The following is a 16,614-nucleotide window of genomic DNA, read 5'->3' on the forward strand; positions in this document are numbered from 1 at the left end:
ACCCACTTCTTTGCGGAGCATTCGTGTACTTCACCGACCGCGGCATCGAGGAGCTCGAAAAGCGGCGCGGCGAGGAGGAGGTCACTTTCGAGTGGCTCGCCGAGCAGCTGCGCACGTTCGTCGACCTCAACCCGGACTTCGAGGTGCCGGTCGAACGGCTGGCGACGTGGCTGGCGCGGCTCGACGACGAGGACGACGAGGACGAGTAGGAGCAGGCCGTCCGCTTCTTCCCAGAGCAGGCCGTCTTGAGCAGGCCGTCCGCTCGTCCCGTTTGGCCGACCGGTTCGTCCGGATCGTCCCGGCCGTGCGCGGGGCGCCCCTCCAGGGCGCCCCTTTTCGCGTTCATCGCGTGCGTGCGTGCGGTCGGTCGCGTCTCTCGCGTGACGGTCGGTGACGGTCGGAGTCAGTCGCGTGGCCGGCCCAGGTCGTAGAGCAGGCCCAGCGCGCCGTGCGCCAGGAGCAGCGTTCCCGCCGCGAGCCAGCCGCCGCTGCGGCGCCGTACACCCCAGACCATGACCGGGAGACCGGCGGTCACCTGGGCGACGGCCAGCACGCGCGCGAGGGGTGTGCCCGCCCAGGGGAACCAGGGGCCGACCCGGCCGGTCCCGCTCCCGGTCTCCAGGGCATCGCGTCGCACGCGGGCCGTCTCGTGCGGGTCCAGCACCTCGGTCCGCCGTGCGTCGGGGCGGGCCCGGACGGCCTCACGGAGGCGTTCGGTGGGCTCGCCGGGCGTGAGACCGGGCGGCAGGACGACTCCCTCGCGCGCGAGGACCGCCAGCAGGCCACGCAGCCGCGCGCGGGCGTCGGCCGCGGGATCGGGCCTGGTCAGGCCATCCAGGGCTCGGAGGTCCAGGCCCAGCCGGTCGGCGAAGGCGCGCAGGGCCCCGTGCTCGCCGACCGGGCTGCCGTCCGCCAGCCAGACCTGGCCGACGGGGCGGCGGAAGCCGGAGGCGAGGGTGCAGCCGGCCCGGTCGGCGTCCCACCACAGGGCCAGTACGGGCCAGGGGGCGCCGGCGGCGAGAGCGGCGGCCCAGCCGTCGACGGCCCGGTCGACCGGTTCGCCGCCGTGGCGCCACGGTCTGCCCTCGGGGACGAGGACGCTCCACTCGGCGCCGGCCCCGGCGAGCAGCATCCGCTCACGCAGCAGGTACGCGTCGGGGGCGACGGAGTCGGGGCCGGCCCGGCAGAGCAGCAGGGCGCCGGGGGCGGCACGGCCGTCTGGTCGGGGGCCCGGCCGGAGATCTTCCGTCGACATGGTCACACGCTAGGACCATGCGTCAGCCCCGAGTGACCGCTGATCGCCAGAACGGGTGTATTGACTTTCCCCGTCCGCGATATATCGTGTTTTGAAGAAGACGCGATATGGCGCGTCCTCTCGATCGCGATGTGTCGCCCACGTCGCGTCGGGGAGACCGCGTCGCCCACATCGCGTCACCCGCCCACACCCCGTCGTCACCCGCCGGCACCCGTCCCGACCCGTCACGATCTGTCCTGGAGGTCCGCACCATGTCCGAGTGGTCCGTCGCAGAGCCGAGGAAGCTCACCTTCGACGAGCCGGTGAGCGAGCTGCACGTGCGCATCGTCAACGGAACGGTGAACGTCGTGGGGACGGACGAAGGTTCCGCCCGCCTGGAAGTCTCCTCGATCGAGGGACCGCCCCTGATCGTGACCCGGCAGGACGGCACGCTGACGGTGGCGTACGAGGACCTGCCCTGGAAGGGTCTCCTGAAGTGGCTCGACCGCAAGGGCTGGCGGCGCAGCGCCGTCGTCTCGCTGGCGGTGCCGGCGGGGACGCGCGTCGAGGTGGGTGTCGTCGGCGCCGCGGCCGTGGTCTCCGGCGTCGACGGGCGGGTCGAGGTCAAGGGAGTCACCGGGGACACCACGCTGGTGGGGCTCGCGGGCCCGGTTCAGGCGGACACCGTCTCGGGCAGCGTGGAGGCCCAGGCCCTCACCGGGGACCTGCGCTTCCACTCCGTCTCGGGCGACCTGACCGTGGTCGAGGCCGCGGGATCCTCCGTGAAGGCCGAGTCGGTGAGCGGCTCGATGATCGTCGACGTCGACGCCACGAGCAGTCCCTCCGAGATCAGCCTGACCAGTGTCTCGGGCGAGATCGCCATCCGGCTGCCGCACCCGGCGGACGCGGAGGTGGAGGCCAACACCGCGAGCGGCACCGTCTCCAACGCCTTCGAGGATCTGCGGGTCGGCGGCCAGTGGGGCGCCAAGCGGATCACCGGCCGGCTCGGTGCGGGCAACGGCCGGCTGAAGGCGACGACGGTGTCCGGATCCATCGCCCTGCTGCGCCGCCCGGCGGTCGAGGAGGAACCGTGGGACACGAACACGGGTGCGGGGCCCACGCCTTCGGGTGACGGCCCGGCGAGCGGACCGGCCGCCTCCGCGGGGGACAATTCGAGTTCCGGCGCCACCAGCGACCCGGCCGACGGCCAGACCGACAAGAAGGTGCTCTGACATGCCTCCCGTCTTCGCCCATGGCCGCCTGCGCCTGTACCTGCTGAAACTGCTGGACGAGGCCCCGCGCCACGGCTACGAGGTGATCCGCCTCCTCGAAGAGCGCTTCCAGGGGCTGTACGCCCCTTCGGCGGGCACCGTCTACCCCCGGCTCGCCAAGCTGGAGGCGGAGGGCCTGGTCACCCACACCACCGAGGGCGGCCGCAAGGTGTACTCCATCACGGACGCCGGCCGTGACGAGTTGGCCGACCGCAGCGGCGAACTGGCCGACCTGGAACTGGAGATCCGGGAGTCGGTCGCGGAACTGGCCGCGGAGATCCGGGCCGACGTGCGCGGCGCGGCGGGCGATCTGCGCCGCGAGATGCGGGCCGCGGCCTCGGAGGCCCGGCGCGACACCTCGACGGGAGCGGGCAGCCACGGCGACCACACGGACCACGGGAGCCGTGGGGAGCACGGGGACTTCGGCGACAAGGAGTCGTGGCGCATCGCCAAGGAGGAGATGCGGCGCGTCAAGCAGGAGTGGAAGGAGCAGGCCCGGCGGGCCAAGGACGAGAGCCGCCGGGCCCGTGACGAGGCCCAGCGGGCCAGGCGTCAGGCCAAGGAGGCCCAGGACCGGGCCCGCACCCAGGCCCAGGAGGAGTTGCAGCGCATCTCCCGGCGGGTCCAGGAGCAGGTGCAGGACCACTTCGCGCGGGGCGACTGGCCGACGGGTGTCCGGGAGGGGCTGACCGAACTCGCCAAGGAGTTCGGCGATTTCGGGAAGGACTTCGGGAAGGAGTTCGGCAAGGATCTCGGCTTCGGCCGCGCCGGTGGCGGCGCAAGCGCCGAGAAGGCGACGGCGCCCTCGCCGGAGTACACCCGCACCCCGGAGGACTTCCCGGCCGAGTACGAGCCGTCCTGGGCCCATGGGGACCTCACCGGCGATCCGGCCCGGGATCTGGACCGGCTGCTCGACCGCTTCCGGGACGACATCCGGGACGCGGCCCGCGACCACGGCGTCACCTCCGAACAGCTCCGCGACGCCCGCGGCCGGTTGTCGACGGCGGCGGCCCACATCGGAGCGATACTGCGCACGCCGAAGGCGTGACAGGAGCGGCGGGCGAGGCGGGCGCCGACCGGGCGCCCGTCCCCACCCGCCCCTTCAGCCGGCCTTGGCCTCACCGGAACCGGAGTCGCGCCCGGGCTCCGTCCCGGCGTCGGCGCCGTACAGCACCCGGCTGAGCGACTCATGGGTCACGCCGTGATCGGCGAGGACCTCCGCGGGCACGCCGGGGCGGGCCGTCAGGGCGAGCAGCAGGTGCTCGTCGCCGATGCACCGGTCACGGCGGCCGAGCGTCATGCGCAGCGACTCGGTGAGCAGTTCCCTGGCCCCGCGGTCGAAGAGCCGCCGCCCCGACCGCCGGGTGAAGGACCCGGCCTGGCCACCCTCCGCCAATGCCCCCTCCGCCAACGCCCCCTCTCCGTGCGCCTCCTCGATCCGGGAGACGATCTCCGTGAGGTCGATCCCCAGCCCGGACAGGGCGTCGGCGTCGGCGCGGGAGAGCCCGCCACGGCGGCGGGCCTCACCCAGCTCCCGTACGACGTCCTCGCGCCGCCCCGGCGGCAGGCCGAGCGCCGCCAGCGCGAACGAGCCGCGACTGCCCTCACGGTCGAGGAGCGCGAGCAGGACGTGGGTCTCCTCGACCCGCTCCGCAGCGGTCCGTTCCGCGTGCGCCACCGCCTCCTCCACCACCGCGCGGGCGTCCTTGGTGAAGCGTTCGAACATCACTGCCTCCCGTACTTCTTGTGCGCGGCCTGCCTGCTGACTCCGAGTTCCGCGGCGATCTCCTGCCACGACCATCCCTGGTTGCGTGCGCTGCGCACCTGTACCGCCTCCAGCTGCTCCAGCAGCCTGCGCAGCGCGGCCACGGCCCGCAGTCCGATCCGCGGGTCGCGGTCGCCGGCTCGCTGGGCGAGATCCGTTGCTTCGGTCATGATGTCAACTTACATTGACACCCGAGAGGCGTCAACTCAAGTTGACATGCGAACGGCCGGCCCGGGGAGGACCGGGCCGGCCGTCGAGGCGCGCACGTGAGGAGACACGCGGGGAGATACGCGGATCAGGAAACAGGGAGAGGGGGGCGGGAAGCCGGGCGGCCGGGCGATCAGGAGGCCGTCAGCACGATCTTGCCGAACTGGTCGCCCGACTCAAGCCGTTCGAAGCCCTCCCGGGCCCGGTCCAGCGGGAGCACCTCGTCGATGACGGGGCGTACACCGGTGGTGGCGCAGAAGGAGAGCAGGTCCTCCAGCTCGTCCCGGGTGCCCATCGTCGAGCCGACGACCTTGAGTTCGAGGAAGAAGATCCGGGTCAGCTCGGCGTGCGAGGGCCGGTCCCCGCTGGTCGCACCGGAGATGACGAGCGTGCCGCCGGGCCGCAGCGACTTCACCGAGTGCGACCAGGTGGCGGCGCCCACGGTCTCGATCACGGCGTCCACCCGCTGCGGCAGCCGCGCGCCCGGCTCCACCGCCTCCACGGCGCCCAGTTCCAGGGCCCGCTTGCGTCGGGCCTCGTCACGGCTGGTCGCGAAGACCCGCAGTCCGGCCGCCCTGCCCAGCACGATGGCGGCGGTGGCGACCCCGCCGCCCGCGCCCTGGACGAGGACCGAGTCACCGGGGCGTACGCCCGCGTTCGTGAAGAGCATCCGGTACGCCGTCAGCCAGGCGGTCGGCAGACAGGCGGCCTCCGCGAAGGAGAGTTCCCGGGGCTTGGGCAGGACGTTCCAGGTGGGCACGGCGACCTGTTCGGCGAAGGTGCCCTGGTAGCGCTCGGTCAGGATGGACCGGGGTTCCCCGGGCCCGACGCCGTGGCCGGTCTGGCCGATCACGGAGTGCAGGACGACCTCGTTGCCGTCGCTGTCGACCCCGGCGGCGTCGCAGCCCAGGATCATGGGCAGCCGGTCCTCGGACAGGCCGACGCCCCGCAGGGACCAGAGGTCGTGGTGGTTGAGGGAGGCGGCCCGGACGTCGACGACGCTCCAGCCGGGGCGGGCCTCGGGGGCCGGACGCTCCCCCAACTCCAGGCCGGAGAGCGGCTGGTCACGGTCGATTCGGGCGGCGTAGGCAGCGAACATGAAGCCGACGATAGGTTCCGGCGGCGGCCGGGGGAACCGGGCGGCCTTGTGACACACGCCCTCTTGCGCGGACACGGCACACGCGTGGGGCGAACGAGTGAAAGTACGGCCCCGCCGCAAGCGGCGGGGCCGTTCGGTGGAACCGGGCGGCGAGCCGACCCGTCAGCGGCGGGCCACGCCCTCCGCGCGCGCCGCGGCGGCGACGGCGGCGGTCACCGCGGGGGCGACCCGCTCGTCGAACGGCGACGGGATGACGTAGTCGGCGGCGAGGTCGTCCCCGACGACCGCCGCCAGCGCCTCGGCCGCCGCGATCTTCATGCCTTCGGTGATCCGGGAGGCCCGCACCTGGAGCGCGCCCGCGAAGATGCCCGGGAACGCCAGCACGTTGTTGATCTGGTTCGGGAAGTCCGAGCGCCCGGTCGCGACGACCGCCGCGTACTTGTGCGCCACCTCGGGGTGCACCTCGGGGTTCGGGTTCGCCATGGCGAAGACGAAGGCGCCCTTCGCCATCGAGGCCACGGCGGCCTCCGGGACCGTACCGCCGGAGACGCCGATGAAGACGTCGGCGCCGTCCAGCGCGGCCTCCAGCGGACCGGAGATCCCGGCCTTGTTGGTGAACTCGGACAGCTCACGCTTGACCGGCGTCAGGTCCTCGCGGTCCCGGGAGACGACGCCCTTGCGGTCCGTGACCGCGACGTCTCCGATGCCCGCCTCGACCAGCATCCGGGCGATGGCCACACCGGCCGCGCCCGCGCCGGAGATGACGGCCCGCAGGTCCCCGACCGCCCGGCCGCTCAGCCGCGCCGCGTTGCGCAGCGCGGCCAGCGTGACGACGGCCGTGCCGTGCTGGTCGTCGTGGAAGACCGGGATGTCCAGGCGCTCCTGGAGCCGGCGTTCGATCTCGAAGCACCGGGGCGCCGAGATGTCCTCCAGGTTGACCCCGCCGAACGACGGCGCGAGGCGCACCACGGTCTCGACGATCTCGTCCACGTCCGTGCAGGCGAGCGCGATCGGAACCGCGTCGACTCCGCCGAACTGCTTGAACAGGATCGCCTTGCCCTCCATCACCGGGAGGGACGCCTCGGGACCGATGTCCCCGAGGCCGAGCACGGCCGTACCGTCCGTCACGACGGCGACCACGGACGACTTCCAGGTGTAGTCGTCGACCAGTTCCGGGTTCCCCGCGATCGCGGTGCACACGCGAGCGACGCCGGGGGTGTACGCGAGGGACAGGTCGTCCTTGTCCCGGATCGGCACGGTGGCCTGCACGGCCATCTTGCCGCCGCGGTGCAGGGCGAACGCGGGGTCGAAGGAATCGAGGGGCTCCGCACCGCCCTCCGGGTCCGCACCGTTCTCGCTGCGAGGATTGACGATCTCCGCTGCCACTTTGTCTTACCCCTTAAGTCTTCATGATTCTGAGGGTGGCCACTCCTGGTGAGGGGTGGGCGGGCATCGCGCACGGCCCAGACAGGTGATGCGTACGGGCACATACGCGTCGGGCGCGCCGCACACGCGCCCTGAGCCCCGGATGAGGGGTGTAAAGAACCTTCTTACCGGACGGACGCGGTCGGCGACGAGTCCATACCGCGAAGGTCACATGCGGTCAGAGGCCAGTGAGATGACTCATGACCGGATATGAGGACAAGTCCTGGACAAAGGCTCGACGAAGGATCAAGTCCTCGCAACAGCTTCGCCGGAGCCCGCCGCGGCGCGGGCCGCACCGGAGATCCTCCGGCCGGAACGGGGGATTCCCGCAGAAGGTCCGGTCGTGATGTCCGGGCTGCTCGGGTTCGGGGGCCGCCCGTTATCCGATTTTGACATAGCGAGTCACCTGAATGACTGAGTCCAAATGGCAGGATGCCCTAATCACACGAGGTCGCGACACCCGAAGGTGTGTGTTCTCGTCGACCCATCGGCATCTCCATCCATCCGCCGGAGGCACTCACATGACCGCAGGCTCCACCCGTCGTACGACCGCCGCGCACACCCGGCTAGCAGCGGTCGGTGCGATCGCGGTCGCAGGCACCCTGCTGCTCACCGGCTGCGGTGACCAGACCAAGGACAGCGGCTCCGGAAGCAGCGAGTCCGCCTCCACCACGTCGGCTCCGCTGGCGGACAAGCTGCCCCAGTCGGTCCGCGACGCCGGGGTCATCAAGGTCGGCTCGGACATCGCGTACGCGCCGGTCGAGTTCAAGGACAGCTCCGGCAAGACGGTCGGCATCGACCCCGACCTGGCCGACGCGATGGGCAAGCAGCTCGGCGTGAAGTTCGACTTCCAGAACGGCACGTTCGACACCCTGATCACGGGTCTGCGCTCCAAGCGCTACGACATGGCGATGTCGGCCATGACGGACACCAAGGACCGTCAGGACGGCGTCGACTCCGACACCGGCAAGAAGGTCGGCGAGGGCGTCGACTTCGTCGACTACTTCACCGCCGGTGTCTCGATCTACACCCCGAAGGGCAAGGACCAGGGCATCAAGTCCTGGTCGGACCTGTGCGGCAAGAAGCTCGTGGTGCAGCGCGGCACGGTCTCCGAGGACCTCGCCAAGGCTGAGTCGAAGAAGTGTTCGGGCGGCAAGACGATCGCCATCCAGGCCTTCGACAACGACCAGCAGGCCCAGACCCGGCTGCGCGCGGGCGGCGCCGACGCCGGTTCGTCCGACTTCCCGGTCGCCGCGTACGCCGTGAAGACCTCCGGCGGCGGCAACGACTTCCAGATCGTGGGCGAGCAGGTCGAGGCCGCCCCGTACGGCATCGCGGTCGCCAAGAGCAACAACCAGCTGCGCGACGCGCTGCAGGCCGCGCTGGACGCCATCATCAAGAACGGCGAGTACGGCAAGATCATCAAGAAGTGGGGCGTCGAGGACGGCGCGGTCACCTCGGCCGCCGTCAACGGCGGCAAGTGACCGCGCGCGGCCACTGAAAGGCAACACCCGTGACTGATACAGACAAGACGGACAGGCCGGCGGACACCCCGCCGGCCGGCCCGGAGGCCATCAAGGCCATCCCGGTCCGTCACTACGGGCGGTACGTCTCCGCCGTCGTGGCGCTCGCCCTGCTGGGCGGCGTCGTCTACGCGTTCTCCCAGGGAAAGATCAACTGGGACGCGATCCCGGACTACTTCTTCGACGACCGGGTCCTGACCGGCGTCGGCAAGACGCTCCTGCTGACGGTCCTCTCGATGACCATCGGCATCGTCGGCGGCATCCTGCTGGCCGTGATGCGCCTGTCTAAGAACCCGGTGACCTCGTCGATCGCGTGGTTCTACATCTGGTTCTTCCGCGGCACCCCGGTCCTGGTGCAGCTCGTGGTCTGGTTCAACCTGGGCCTGGTCTTCGAGTACATCAACCTCGGTCCGGTCTACAAGGACCAGTGGTCGGACTTCATGACCCCGTTCCTGACCGCGCTGCTCGGCCTGGGCCTGAACGAGGCCGCGTACATGGCCGAGATCTGCCGCGCCGGTCTGCTCGCGGTCGACGAGGGCCAGACCGAGGCCGCGCACGCGCTGGGCATGAGCCACGCCCGGACGCTGCGCCGGATCGTCATCCCGCAGGCGATGCGCGTGATCGTGCCGCCGACGGGCAACGAGGTCATCAACATGCTGAAGACGACCTCGCTGGTGTCGGTCGTCCAGTACTCCGAGTTGTTCCGCGTCGCCCAGGACATCGGGCAGACCTCCGGTGCCCCCGCCGAGATGCTGTTCCTGGCGGCGGCCTGGTACCTGCTGCTGACCTCGGTCTTCAGCGTGGGTCAGTACTACCTGGAGCGTTACTACGCCCGGGGCTCCAGCCGTCAGCTGCCGCCGACGGTGTTCCAGAAGGTCCGGGCCAACATGCTGTCGCTGGGCCGGCCGAGGGGAGGCACGGCATGACCGGGAACCCGAGCAAGGCGGACACCGCTGTGCGGCCCGCCGACGCCACCATGGTCAAGGCCGAGGGCGTCCACAAGTCCTTCGGCCACGTCGAGGTCCTCAAGGGCATCGACCTGGAGGTGAAGACCGGCGAGGTGTTCTGCCTCATCGGCCCCTCCGGCTCCGGCAAGTCGACCTTCCTGCGGTGCATCAACCACCTGGAGAAGGTCAACGCCGGGCGGCTGTACGTCGACGGCGAGCTGGTCGGCTACCGCCAGAAGGGCGACAAGCTGTACGAGCTCAAGGACAGCGAGGTCGCACTGAAGCGCCGGGACATCGGCATGGTCTTCCAGCGCTTCAACCTGTTCCCGCACATGACGGCCCTCGAGAACGTCATGGAGGCGCCCGTCCAGGTCAAGGGCGTCGGCAAGGGCCAGGCCAGGGAACGCGCCGCGCAGCTCCTGGAGCGGGTGGGCCTGGCCGACAAGGCCGGGAACTACCCCTCGCAGCTCTCCGGCGGCCAGCAGCAGCGGGTGGCCATCGCCCGGGCACTGGCGATGGACCCGAAGCTGATGCTCTTCGACGAGCCGACCTCGGCTCTCGACCCGGAGCTGGTCGGCGACGTCCTGGACGTCATGCGCGACCTCGCCGAGTCCGGCATGACGATGGTCGTCGTCACGCACGAGATGGGCTTCGCCCGTGAGGTGGGCGACAGCCTGGTCTTCATGGACGGCGGCGTGGTGGTCGAGTCCGGCAATCCGCGCGAGGTGCTGACGAACCCGCAGCACGAGAGGACCCAGGCGTTCCTGTCCAAGGTGCTCTGACGGTACGCGGTTGAGGGGCGGTACGAGATTCTCGTACCGCCCCTCACGCATGTGCCGCCCCTCACGCATGTGCCGCCCCTCACGCATGTGCCGCCGCGAGCGAACGGGGTCGCGGCCGGCGCTCTACTTCAGCGCGAGCAGCAGGGTGTCCGACGGGGAGCACCACACCGGGCGGGCCTCGCCGAAGCCCCGCTCGCGCAGTACGCGCGCGTGCCACGCGGGGGACGGCATCTCGCCGTCGGCGTGTTCGCCGTAGATCTCGAAGCGGCGGGCGGTCGGCCCGGCGAGGACCGGGTCCCGGCCGGCCAGCTGCCACCACTCGGCCCAGTCGAGGGCTCCCGAGTTCCTGGCCTGATCCATGCGCAGGTGACGGCGGGCGCGCTCGGCCGCGTTGATCCGGGGCGTGCTCTCGTCGATCATGTGGTCCGCGTTCATGAAGACACCGCCGTCGCGGACGAGTTCCGCGACCTGACCGTAGAGGTCCGCGAGGGGTTCGCTGTGCAGCCAGTGGAGAGCGGTGGCGGTCAGGACGGCGTCGTACGAGTCGTACGGCAGCCTCGCCGGCCAGTCCGGGTCCTTGAGGTCGGCCGTGACGAGGCTGACCCGTTCGTCGCCCGCGAAGGTGCCCTCGGCGATGGCGAGGAGCGCCGGGTCGAGGTCGACGCCGGTGCTGGTGGCGCCGGGGAGGCGGGTGAGCAGCCGGGCGGTGATGCTGCCCGTGCCGCAGGCGAGGTCGAGTACGCGCGGCGTGGTGCCGACGAGCGCCTCGACCATGTCGAGCATGATCCGGAAGCGTTCCTCCCGGTCGGGCATGTACCACTCCTGCTGCCGGTCCCAGCTCTCCTGCCAGGCCGGCCAGTCCGCACCGGTCGTGGTCGTGTCCGCGTCCGTCATCGCACCCTCCACCGCGCACCGCAACGTAATACCCTGAAAGCTTGACCGGCTGTTACCCGATCGCCGACACGACCATAGAGCGCCCTCGTAAGGACTACAAGTGGAACTGGCCTATTACTCGGACTACGCCGTGCGTCTCGTCAACAGCGAGGAACCGGCCCGGGGCAAGGACTCACTGACCTCGGTCGAGGTCGTCCGCGACCTCTTCGGCGGCAACCAGTCGGCGGGCCGCCGCGCCACCGACGCCGACGTGACGCGCTTCCGCTCGGTGCGGGGCCGGCTGCGCGCGGTCTTCGAGGCGGCGGACACGGGCGACGAGACCCTGGCCGTGGACCTGCTGAACTCCCTGCTCCTGGAGTTCCCGGTCAGTCCGCAGATCTCCGGGCACGACTTCCGCGACGACGACGGCCGCCCGCTGTGGCACATGCACCTGGCGGACCACCCGTCGAACGCGACCGCGGGCTACGCCGCCATCGCCGCGATGGGGCTCGCCTTCCACCTCACCGAGTACGGCGTCGACCGCCTCGGCCTGTGCGAGGCGGTTCCCTGCCGCAACGCCTATCTGGACACCTCGACCAACCGCTCCCGGCGCTACTGCTCCGACCGCTGCGCGACCCGCGCCAACGTGGCCGCCTACCGCGCCCGCAAACGCCTGGAGGCCGACCGGTCCGAGAGGACGGGCCTGGCCGCCGAGAGCGCCCAGCGCACCAGCGCGAGCGGCGAACGCTGACCGGCCTTGCGCGGCCGGAACCGCAGCCGGACCCGGCCCAGGACCAGGTCGTCGGGCACGGCCCCGTAGTCGGTGCTGTCGCCGCCCGCGTACGGGTTGTCGCCCAGTACCCACCACCCGCCCTCGCGGCGCTCCGTGGCGCGCTTGACGACGAGCAGATCCTGCTGGAACGGATGACGCAGCACCACGATGTCGCCGGGCCGGATCCGGCCCCGGTGCTGCACCACCAGCACGTCCCCGTGATACAGCGTCGGCACCATCGACGGCCCGGTCACCTCGGCCACCCCGAAGGGCTGGCCCGCCCTCCCGCGCTCGGTCTCCTGCGACAGCTCCGGCATCACCCGGCACCTCCCCGGTTCATCCTCCACCAGTCTCAGTCTGACCCCGGACTTTTGTCCTAAGCCCATGGGGGCACTCGCGAAAACCCGTCCGCCAGGGAGTAATGTCCCACCTGAGAAGACGATCACGAGGAAGGAACGCTCCATGCTTTCCCGCCTGTTTGCCCCCAAGGTGAAGGTCAGCGCGCACTGCGACCTGCCCTGCGGCGTGTACGACCCGGCCCAGGCCCGCATCGAGGCGGAGTCGGTGAAGGCTGTCCAGGAGAAGATGGCCGCCAACGACGACCCGCACTTCCAGGCCCGCGCCACGGTCATCAAGGAGCAGCGCGCCGAGCTCGCGAAGCACCACGTGTCCGTGCTGTGGAGCGACTACTTCAAGCCCCCGCACTTCGAGAAGTACCCCCAGCTGCACCAGCTGGTCAACGACACCCTGAAGGCTCTGTCGGCCGCCAAGGCCTCGACGGACCCGAAGACCGGCGAGAAGGCCCTCGAGCTCATCGCCGAGATCGACAAGATCTTCTGGGAGACGAAGAAGGCCTGACCCCTGGTCGGGCTCTTCGGCCCGCGAGCTCCTTGATCGCGGCGTCCGCCGCACCGCACCCGGTCCACCCGGGACACCGCACCCGGTGTCCGGGACGGACCGGGTGCGGTGCTGTCCGGGCGGTGTCCCGGTCCCGGCGTCCGGACGGCCACCGGTGCGGTCCCCCGCGTCCTGCCGGTCGGGGCGGGGGCTGTGCGATGCTGGTCCGGTGGCTCTGGAGGATCTGGTACGGCTGCGGCAGGCGCGTGACCGCATGGACCGTGAGTACGCCGAGCCGCTCGACGTGGGCGCGCTCGCCCGCACCGCGCTGATGTCCCCGGGACACTTCCAGCGCAGCTTCCGCGAGGCGTACGGCGAGACGCCCTACGCCTACCTCATGACCCGCCGCGTCGAACGCGCCAAGACCCTGCTGCGCCGCGGCGACCTCACCGTGACCGAGGTGTGCCTCGCGGTCGGCTGTACGTCGCTGGGGTCCTTCAGCTCCCGGTTCACCGAACTGGTCGGCGAGACCCCGAGCGCGTACCGGGCCCGCTCGCACGAGAGCGGCGCGCAGATCCCGCCGTGCGTGGCGCGTTCCTTCACCCGCCCCAGACGGCCCTAGGTTCGAGACCATGGATCTGAAACTCAAGCAGTGCTTCATCGCCGTCGACGACCACGACAAGGCGCTCGCCTTCTACCGTGACGCCCTGGGCATGGAGGTCCGCAACGACGTCGGCTTCGAGAACATGCGATGGGTGACCGTCGGCTCGCCGCTCCAGCCGGACGTGGAGATCGTGCTGGAGCCGCCGGGCGCGAGTCCGGACGCCTCCCCCGCCGACAAGGAGGCCATGGCCCGGCTGCTGGCCAAGGGCATGCTGCGCGGGGTCATCTTCACCACCGTCGACTGCGAGGCCCTCTGCGAGCGCGTACGGGAGGCGGGCGTCGAGGTGCTCCAGGAGCCGATGGACCAGCCGTACGGCGTGCGCGACTGCGCGTTCCGGGATCCGGCGGGCAACCTGCTGCGGTTCATCGAGCGGCCGCGGGACTGACCTCCGGCCGGACGGCGGTTGCCTACGATCGCGTCATGAGCATGAACATCCGCTGGACGTACGCCTTCGTGGACCGGCCCGCCGCGCGTCTCGAACGGGCCCGCGCCTTCTGGACCGCCGTCACGGACACCCGGCCGTCGGAACTCCGGGGCGACCGGGACGAGTTCGTGACCCTGCTGGCGGACGGGGCCGACGCGTGCGTGAAGGTCCAGGGGGTCACCGCGGGCGAGGGCGGCGCGCATCTCGACTTCGCCGTCGAGGACGTGCCCGGGTTCGTGCGGGGGGCGCTGCGGCTCGGGGCGCGGGCGGTGGCCGAGCACGAGGGATGGGCCGTGCTGCGCTCGCCCGGCGGCCAGCCGTTCTGCGCCGTGCCGTGGCACGGCGAGGCGGTACGGCCGCCCGTGGTGCGGGGCAGCCGCCTCGACCAGGTCTGCGTCGACGTCCCGCCGTCCGCGTACGACGCCGAAGTCGCCTTCTGGGGCGCCCTGCTGACCGGCTGGGACGCGCTGCCCGGCTCGCTCCCCGAGTTCCACGTGGTCAGGCCGCCGGCGGGGCTGCCGGTGCGCGTCCTCCTCCAGCGGCTCGACGAGGAACGCCCCGCCTCCGCGCATCTGGACCTGGCCTGCGCGGACATCGGGGCGACCCGCGCCGAGCACGAACGGCTGGGCGCGGTGACCGTGTCCGACGGCCGCCACTGGACGGTGATGCGGGACCCGGCGGGCGGCACGTACTGCCTGACGGGCCGCGACCCGTGGACGGGCGGGCTGCCCCGGCAGTCGGGCGGTTAGCGCCCCGCCGCCGGATCGCCGGGGGAGACCGCCGTGACCGACCGCGCCGGCCCGCCCGGCTCCGTCACTGCCAGACCTCCACGTCCACCACGGCGGCCACCGGGATCGGCCCGTACACGTGCGGGAACTCCTCGCCGCCCGGTCGCGGCGCCTCGTACCTCACCGGTACGCCGAGCCGCTCCGGGTCCACGACCAGGACCACGAGGTCGGTGGGGGCGTCGGGTGCGCCGTACAGGAAGTCCGCCACCCGCGGGAGCTGGGCGCGGGTCGAGCAGTGGATGAAGCCCTCCTCGGCGAGGGTGCGGCCACGGGTCGACATCTCGTACGCGCCGGACGCGCGGGCTGCGTCCCACAGGCGGCGTTCGGTGAGGTGCAGGAGGTACGGGTGTGCGGTCATGGGGTCACGCTAGCCCGCCGACCGGCAACGCCCTTGCCGCAGGGCTCAGGTCCGACCCGCCGGAGGATTCGGGGGGCTCTCGCCGGGGGCGGTCACCAGCGGCCGGGGTTCCTCGACCGCGACCGGGCCGTCAGCGGGGGTGTGCGCCCCGCAGTCGGCGTTCCGGCACGATCCGGGGCCCCACACCGGCACCCAGGCTCCCAGCGTCTTGTGCCGCCGTACGACGACGGTCTCGACGGCCTGTCCACAGTCGGGACAGACGTGTGCGTCGCTGTCCATGTCCTCAAGGGTAGGGCGGGTGCGCGCCCGGCGCTTGCCGCGGACGGGTCATGACCGCGGGCCCCGCACACCGTGGGGAAGTGCGGGACCCGCGGGCCGGAGCCCCCGGTGACCGTGCGGGGTCAGGAACCGCACGGTCCCGGTGCTCCGGGGTTCTCCGGGCCGACGCTCACATGCTGCGCCGGGTCACGTACTCGGCCAGGGCGAGCAGGCCGCCCGCCGACTCGGGTTCGGGGATCGCACGGGCCAGTTCGCCCATCGCCCGGGACATCCGGTCGGCCGCCTGGGCCTGCGCCCAGTCCCGCCCGCCGGCCCGCTCCACGGCGAGCGCGGTACGCGCTGTGTCCTCCTTGTCGTAGGGCGTCTCGTACAGCTCGGCCAGTTCGGCGGCGGCCGGTGTGCCCGAGGTCAGCGCGGCGACCACCGGCAGCGACTTCTTGCGGGCGGCCAGGTCCGCGCCGGCCGGTTTGCCGGTGCGGTGCGGGTCGCCCCAGATACCGATCACGTCGTCGATGAGCTGGAAGGCGAGCCCGGCCTCCCGGCCGAACATGTCCAGCGCCTCGACATCGTCGTCGGCCGCCTCGGCGTAGAGCGCGCCGATGGCGCAGGCGCATCCCAGGAGCGCGCCCGTCTTGGCCTCGGCCATGGCGAGCACCTCGTCGAGGGTGACCTCGGCGGGGGCACGCCGCTCCAGGGCGGTGTCCGACTGCTGGCCCGCGCACAGTTCGACCACGCAGGCCGTGAGGCGGGCGACGGCCGTCCGGGACGCCGGGTGCGGATCCTCGGCGAGCAGCCCGAGGGCCAGTGCCTGGAGGGCGTCCCCGGCGAGGATGGCGTCGGCGTCGCCGAACACCGTCCAGGCGGTGGGCCGGTGCCGACGCGTGGTGTCGCGGTCCATCACGTCGTCGTGCAGCAGCGTGAAGTTGTGGATCAGCTCCACCGCGGCGGCCGCCCGTACGGCTCTCGCCCGTGCGGCCGGTCCGCCGAGCGCGGCGGCCGCGGTGAGCACGAGCGCGGGGCGTATCGCCTTGCCCGCGTGGGCCGCCGACGGTGTGCCGTCCGCGTGCTCCCAGCCGAAGTGGTACAGCGCGATCCTGCGCATGGAGCCGGGCAGCGAGTCGAGGGCCGCGCGCAGTTCGGGGTCGACCGAGGACCGCGCGCGCTCCAGGATCGCCGCCGCCTCCTGCCCGTCGGACGAGACGGGCCGGATGTCCCTGGAGATCGCGATGGGTGTCCGCCTTTCGAGCGTCTTGGTTCTCCCCTGCGTCCTGGACCCGGTCATGGCCTCCCCCTCGCGGCGTCGGCGGGCGGCGGCGCCTGCGCTCCGTCGAGGCACCTGCTCCTCGGGTGTACCCGCCCTGACGGG

Annotated in this window: 21 protein-coding genes; 11 read left to right on the forward strand and 10 right to left on the reverse strand. The window is 71.9% G+C overall.

Going from position 1 to position 16,614, the window contains the following annotated elements:
* Positions 1-23: 23 nt before the first annotated feature.
* A complete protein-coding gene (locus ACWCQK_RS21375; RefSeq protein ID WP_010061466.1) occupies positions 24-209 on the forward strand; it encodes a DUF6104 family protein in 186 nt (61 codons plus the stop codon).
* Between the two features lie 194 nt (positions 210-403).
* On the opposite strand, the gene ACWCQK_RS21380 is transcribed toward ACWCQK_RS21375, so the two are convergent.
* Positions 404-1,255, reverse strand: a complete 852-nt coding sequence (locus tag ACWCQK_RS21380; protein WP_451157072.1) for a hypothetical protein — start codon at positions 1,253-1,255, stop codon at positions 404-406.
* 251 nt (positions 1,256-1,506) lie between these two features.
* Between ACWCQK_RS21380 and ACWCQK_RS21385 the strand changes: the two genes are divergently transcribed.
* Positions 1,507-2,466: a DUF4097 family beta strand repeat-containing protein gene (locus ACWCQK_RS21385; RefSeq protein WP_451157074.1), complete on the forward strand. Its 960-nt coding sequence runs from the start codon at positions 1,507-1,509 to the stop codon at positions 2,464-2,466.
* Between the two features lies 1 nt (position 2,467).
* Complete coding sequence (locus tag ACWCQK_RS21390; RefSeq protein ID WP_451157076.1) at positions 2,468-3,553, forward strand: helix-turn-helix transcriptional regulator; 1,086 nt, start codon at positions 2,468-2,470, stop codon at positions 3,551-3,553.
* Positions 3,554-3,607: 54 nt separating this feature from the next.
* Here ACWCQK_RS21390 and ACWCQK_RS21395 read toward each other — a convergent pair whose 3' ends face one another.
* From ACWCQK_RS21395 to ACWCQK_RS21410, 4 genes are all read right to left on the reverse strand, one after another.
* On the reverse strand, positions 3,608-4,231 hold the full coding sequence (locus ACWCQK_RS21395) for a Clp protease N-terminal domain-containing protein (protein ID WP_451157078.1): 624 nt from the start codon (positions 4,229-4,231) through the stop codon (positions 3,608-3,610).
* Positions 4,231-4,440: a helix-turn-helix domain-containing protein gene (locus ACWCQK_RS21400; RefSeq protein ID WP_451157080.1), complete on the reverse strand. Its 210-nt coding sequence runs from the start codon at positions 4,438-4,440 to the stop codon at positions 4,231-4,233. The genes ACWCQK_RS21395 and ACWCQK_RS21400 overlap by 1 nt, the downstream gene beginning before the upstream one ends.
* 170 nt (positions 4,441-4,610) lie before the next feature.
* Entirely contained in the window at positions 4,611-5,576 is a 966-nt protein-coding gene (locus tag ACWCQK_RS21405; protein ID WP_451157082.1) for a zinc-binding dehydrogenase, read from the reverse strand.
* A 162-nt stretch (positions 5,577-5,738) separates the two neighbouring features.
* Entirely contained in the window at positions 5,739-6,962 is a 1,224-nt protein-coding gene (locus tag ACWCQK_RS21410; RefSeq protein ID WP_451157084.1) for an NAD(P)-dependent malic enzyme, read from the reverse strand.
* Positions 6,963-7,522: 560 nt separating this feature from the next.
* Here ACWCQK_RS21410 and ACWCQK_RS21415 point away from each other — a divergent pair.
* Genes ACWCQK_RS21415 through ACWCQK_RS21425 form a run of 3 tightly spaced genes read left to right on the forward strand, consistent with a single transcriptional unit; the run spans position 7,523 to position 10,253 of the window.
* Positions 7,523-8,485 (forward strand): ABC transporter substrate-binding protein, encoded by a 963-nt coding sequence (locus ACWCQK_RS21415; RefSeq protein WP_451157086.1) that lies wholly within the window; start codon positions 7,523-7,525, stop codon positions 8,483-8,485.
* Positions 8,486-8,514: 29 nt separating this feature from the next.
* A complete protein-coding gene (locus ACWCQK_RS21420; RefSeq protein ID WP_451157088.1) occupies positions 8,515-9,450 on the forward strand; it encodes an amino acid ABC transporter permease in 936 nt (311 codons plus the stop codon).
* Positions 9,451-9,500: 50 nt separating this feature from the next.
* Positions 9,501-10,253 carry an amino acid ABC transporter ATP-binding protein gene (locus ACWCQK_RS21425; protein WP_451157360.1) on the forward strand — a complete coding sequence of 251 codons (753 nt, stop codon included), beginning with the start codon at positions 9,501-9,503 and terminating at the stop codon, positions 10,251-10,253.
* 123 nt (positions 10,254-10,376) lie between these two features.
* Here ACWCQK_RS21425 and ACWCQK_RS21430 read toward each other — a convergent pair whose 3' ends face one another.
* Positions 10,377-11,147, reverse strand: a complete 771-nt coding sequence (locus tag ACWCQK_RS21430; protein ID WP_451157090.1) for a class I SAM-dependent methyltransferase — start codon at positions 11,145-11,147, stop codon at positions 10,377-10,379.
* A gap of 100 nt (positions 11,148-11,247) precedes the next feature.
* On the opposite strand from ACWCQK_RS21430, the gene ACWCQK_RS21435 reads away from it, so the two are divergent.
* The gene (locus ACWCQK_RS21435) at positions 11,248-11,877 is read left to right on the forward strand and encodes a CGNR zinc finger domain-containing protein (protein ID WP_451157092.1); all 630 of its coding nucleotides are present in this window, start codon (positions 11,248-11,250) and stop codon (positions 11,875-11,877) included.
* On the opposite strand, the gene sodX is transcribed toward ACWCQK_RS21435, so the two are convergent.
* Positions 11,781-12,215, reverse strand: coding sequence for a nickel-type superoxide dismutase maturation protease (gene sodX / locus ACWCQK_RS21440; RefSeq protein WP_451157094.1), 435 nt, complete (start codon positions 12,213-12,215; stop codon positions 11,781-11,783). The genes ACWCQK_RS21435 and sodX overlap by 97 nt on opposite strands.
* A gap of 145 nt (positions 12,216-12,360) precedes the next feature.
* Here sodX and sodN point away from each other — a divergent pair, with 145 nt between their 5' ends.
* The 4 genes from sodN (at position 12,361) to ACWCQK_RS21460 (ending at position 14,572) form a co-directional block, all read left to right on the forward strand.
* Positions 12,361-12,756 (forward strand): superoxide dismutase, Ni, encoded by a 396-nt coding sequence (gene sodN, locus ACWCQK_RS21445; protein ID WP_020130742.1) that lies wholly within the window; start codon positions 12,361-12,363, stop codon positions 12,754-12,756.
* Positions 12,757-12,964: 208 nt separating this feature from the next.
* Positions 12,965-13,357, forward strand: a complete 393-nt coding sequence (locus ACWCQK_RS21450) for a helix-turn-helix transcriptional regulator (protein ID WP_451157096.1) — start codon at positions 12,965-12,967, stop codon at positions 13,355-13,357.
* A gap of 10 nt (positions 13,358-13,367) precedes the next feature.
* Positions 13,368-13,784 (forward strand): VOC family protein, encoded by a 417-nt coding sequence (locus ACWCQK_RS21455; protein WP_451157098.1) that lies wholly within the window; start codon positions 13,368-13,370, stop codon positions 13,782-13,784.
* 41 nt (positions 13,785-13,825) lie between these two features.
* Entirely contained in the window at positions 13,826-14,572 is a 747-nt protein-coding gene (locus ACWCQK_RS21460) for a VOC family protein (protein WP_451157362.1), read from the forward strand.
* Between the two features lie 64 nt (positions 14,573-14,636).
* On the opposite strand, the gene ACWCQK_RS21465 is transcribed toward ACWCQK_RS21460, so the two are convergent.
* From ACWCQK_RS21465 to ACWCQK_RS21475, 3 genes are all read right to left on the reverse strand, one after another.
* Positions 14,637-14,969, reverse strand: coding sequence for a DUF952 domain-containing protein (locus ACWCQK_RS21465; RefSeq protein WP_451157100.1), 333 nt, complete (start codon positions 14,967-14,969; stop codon positions 14,637-14,639).
* A 45-nt stretch (positions 14,970-15,014) separates the two neighbouring features.
* Positions 15,015-15,248, reverse strand: a complete 234-nt coding sequence (locus ACWCQK_RS21470) for a hypothetical protein (RefSeq protein WP_451157102.1) — start codon at positions 15,246-15,248, stop codon at positions 15,015-15,017.
* A 169-nt stretch (positions 15,249-15,417) separates the two neighbouring features.
* The gene (locus ACWCQK_RS21475; RefSeq protein ID WP_451157104.1) at positions 15,418-16,530 is read right to left on the reverse strand and encodes a family 2 encapsulin nanocompartment cargo protein polyprenyl transferase; all 1,113 of its coding nucleotides are present in this window, start codon (positions 16,528-16,530) and stop codon (positions 15,418-15,420) included.
* Between the last annotated feature and the right edge of the window lie 84 nt (positions 16,531-16,614).

It is taken from the genome of Streptomyces sp. NPDC002306 (assembly GCF_053593435.1).

What these genes read in the sequence shown, in the direction of transcription:
- ACWCQK_RS21385 (WP_451157074.1), top strand. Translation starts at nt 1,507, where the DNA reads ATGTCCGAGTGGTCCGTCGCAGAGCCGAGGAAGCTCACCTTCGACGAG.
- ACWCQK_RS21425 (WP_451157360.1), top strand. Translation starts at nt 9,501, where the DNA reads ATGGTCAAGGCCGAGGGCGTCCACAAGTCCTTCGGCCACGTCGAGGTC.
- ACWCQK_RS21395 (WP_451157078.1), bottom strand. Translation starts at nt 4,231, where the DNA reads ATGTTCGAACGCTTCACCAAGGACGCCCGCGCGGTGGTGGAGGAGGCG.
- ACWCQK_RS21380 (WP_451157072.1), bottom strand. Translation starts at nt 1,255, where the DNA reads ATGTCGACGGAAGATCTCCGGCCGGGCCCCCGACCAGACGGCCGTGCC.
- sodX (WP_451157094.1), bottom strand. Translation starts at nt 12,215, where the DNA reads ATGCCGGAGCTGTCGCAGGAGACCGAGCGCGGGAGGGCGGGCCAGCCC.
- ACWCQK_RS21415 (WP_451157086.1), top strand. Translation starts at nt 7,523, where the DNA reads ATGACCGCAGGCTCCACCCGTCGTACGACCGCCGCGCACACCCGGCTA.
- ACWCQK_RS21465 (WP_451157100.1), bottom strand. Translation starts at nt 14,969, where the DNA reads ATGACCGCACACCCGTACCTCCTGCACCTCACCGAACGCCGCCTGTGG.
- ACWCQK_RS21390 (WP_451157076.1), top strand. Translation starts at nt 2,468, where the DNA reads ATGCCTCCCGTCTTCGCCCATGGCCGCCTGCGCCTGTACCTGCTGAAA.
- ACWCQK_RS21455 (WP_451157098.1), top strand. Translation starts at nt 13,368, where the DNA reads ATGGATCTGAAACTCAAGCAGTGCTTCATCGCCGTCGACGACCACGAC.
- ACWCQK_RS21430 (WP_451157090.1), bottom strand. Translation starts at nt 11,147, where the DNA reads ATGACGGACGCGGACACGACCACGACCGGTGCGGACTGGCCGGCCTGG.
- sodN (WP_020130742.1), top strand. Translation starts at nt 12,361, where the DNA reads ATGCTTTCCCGCCTGTTTGCCCCCAAGGTGAAGGTCAGCGCGCACTGC.
- ACWCQK_RS21475 (WP_451157104.1), bottom strand. Translation starts at nt 16,530, where the DNA reads ATGACCGGGTCCAGGACGCAGGGGAGAACCAAGACGCTCGAAAGGCGG.
- ACWCQK_RS21405 (WP_451157082.1), bottom strand. Translation starts at nt 5,576, where the DNA reads ATGTTCGCTGCCTACGCCGCCCGAATCGACCGTGACCAGCCGCTCTCC.
- ACWCQK_RS21470 (WP_451157102.1), bottom strand. Translation starts at nt 15,248, where the DNA reads ATGGACAGCGACGCACACGTCTGTCCCGACTGTGGACAGGCCGTCGAG.
- ACWCQK_RS21400 (WP_451157080.1), bottom strand. Translation starts at nt 4,440, where the DNA reads ATGACCGAAGCAACGGATCTCGCCCAGCGAGCCGGCGACCGCGACCCG.
- ACWCQK_RS21460 (WP_451157362.1), top strand. Translation starts at nt 13,826, where the DNA reads ATGAACATCCGCTGGACGTACGCCTTCGTGGACCGGCCCGCCGCGCGT.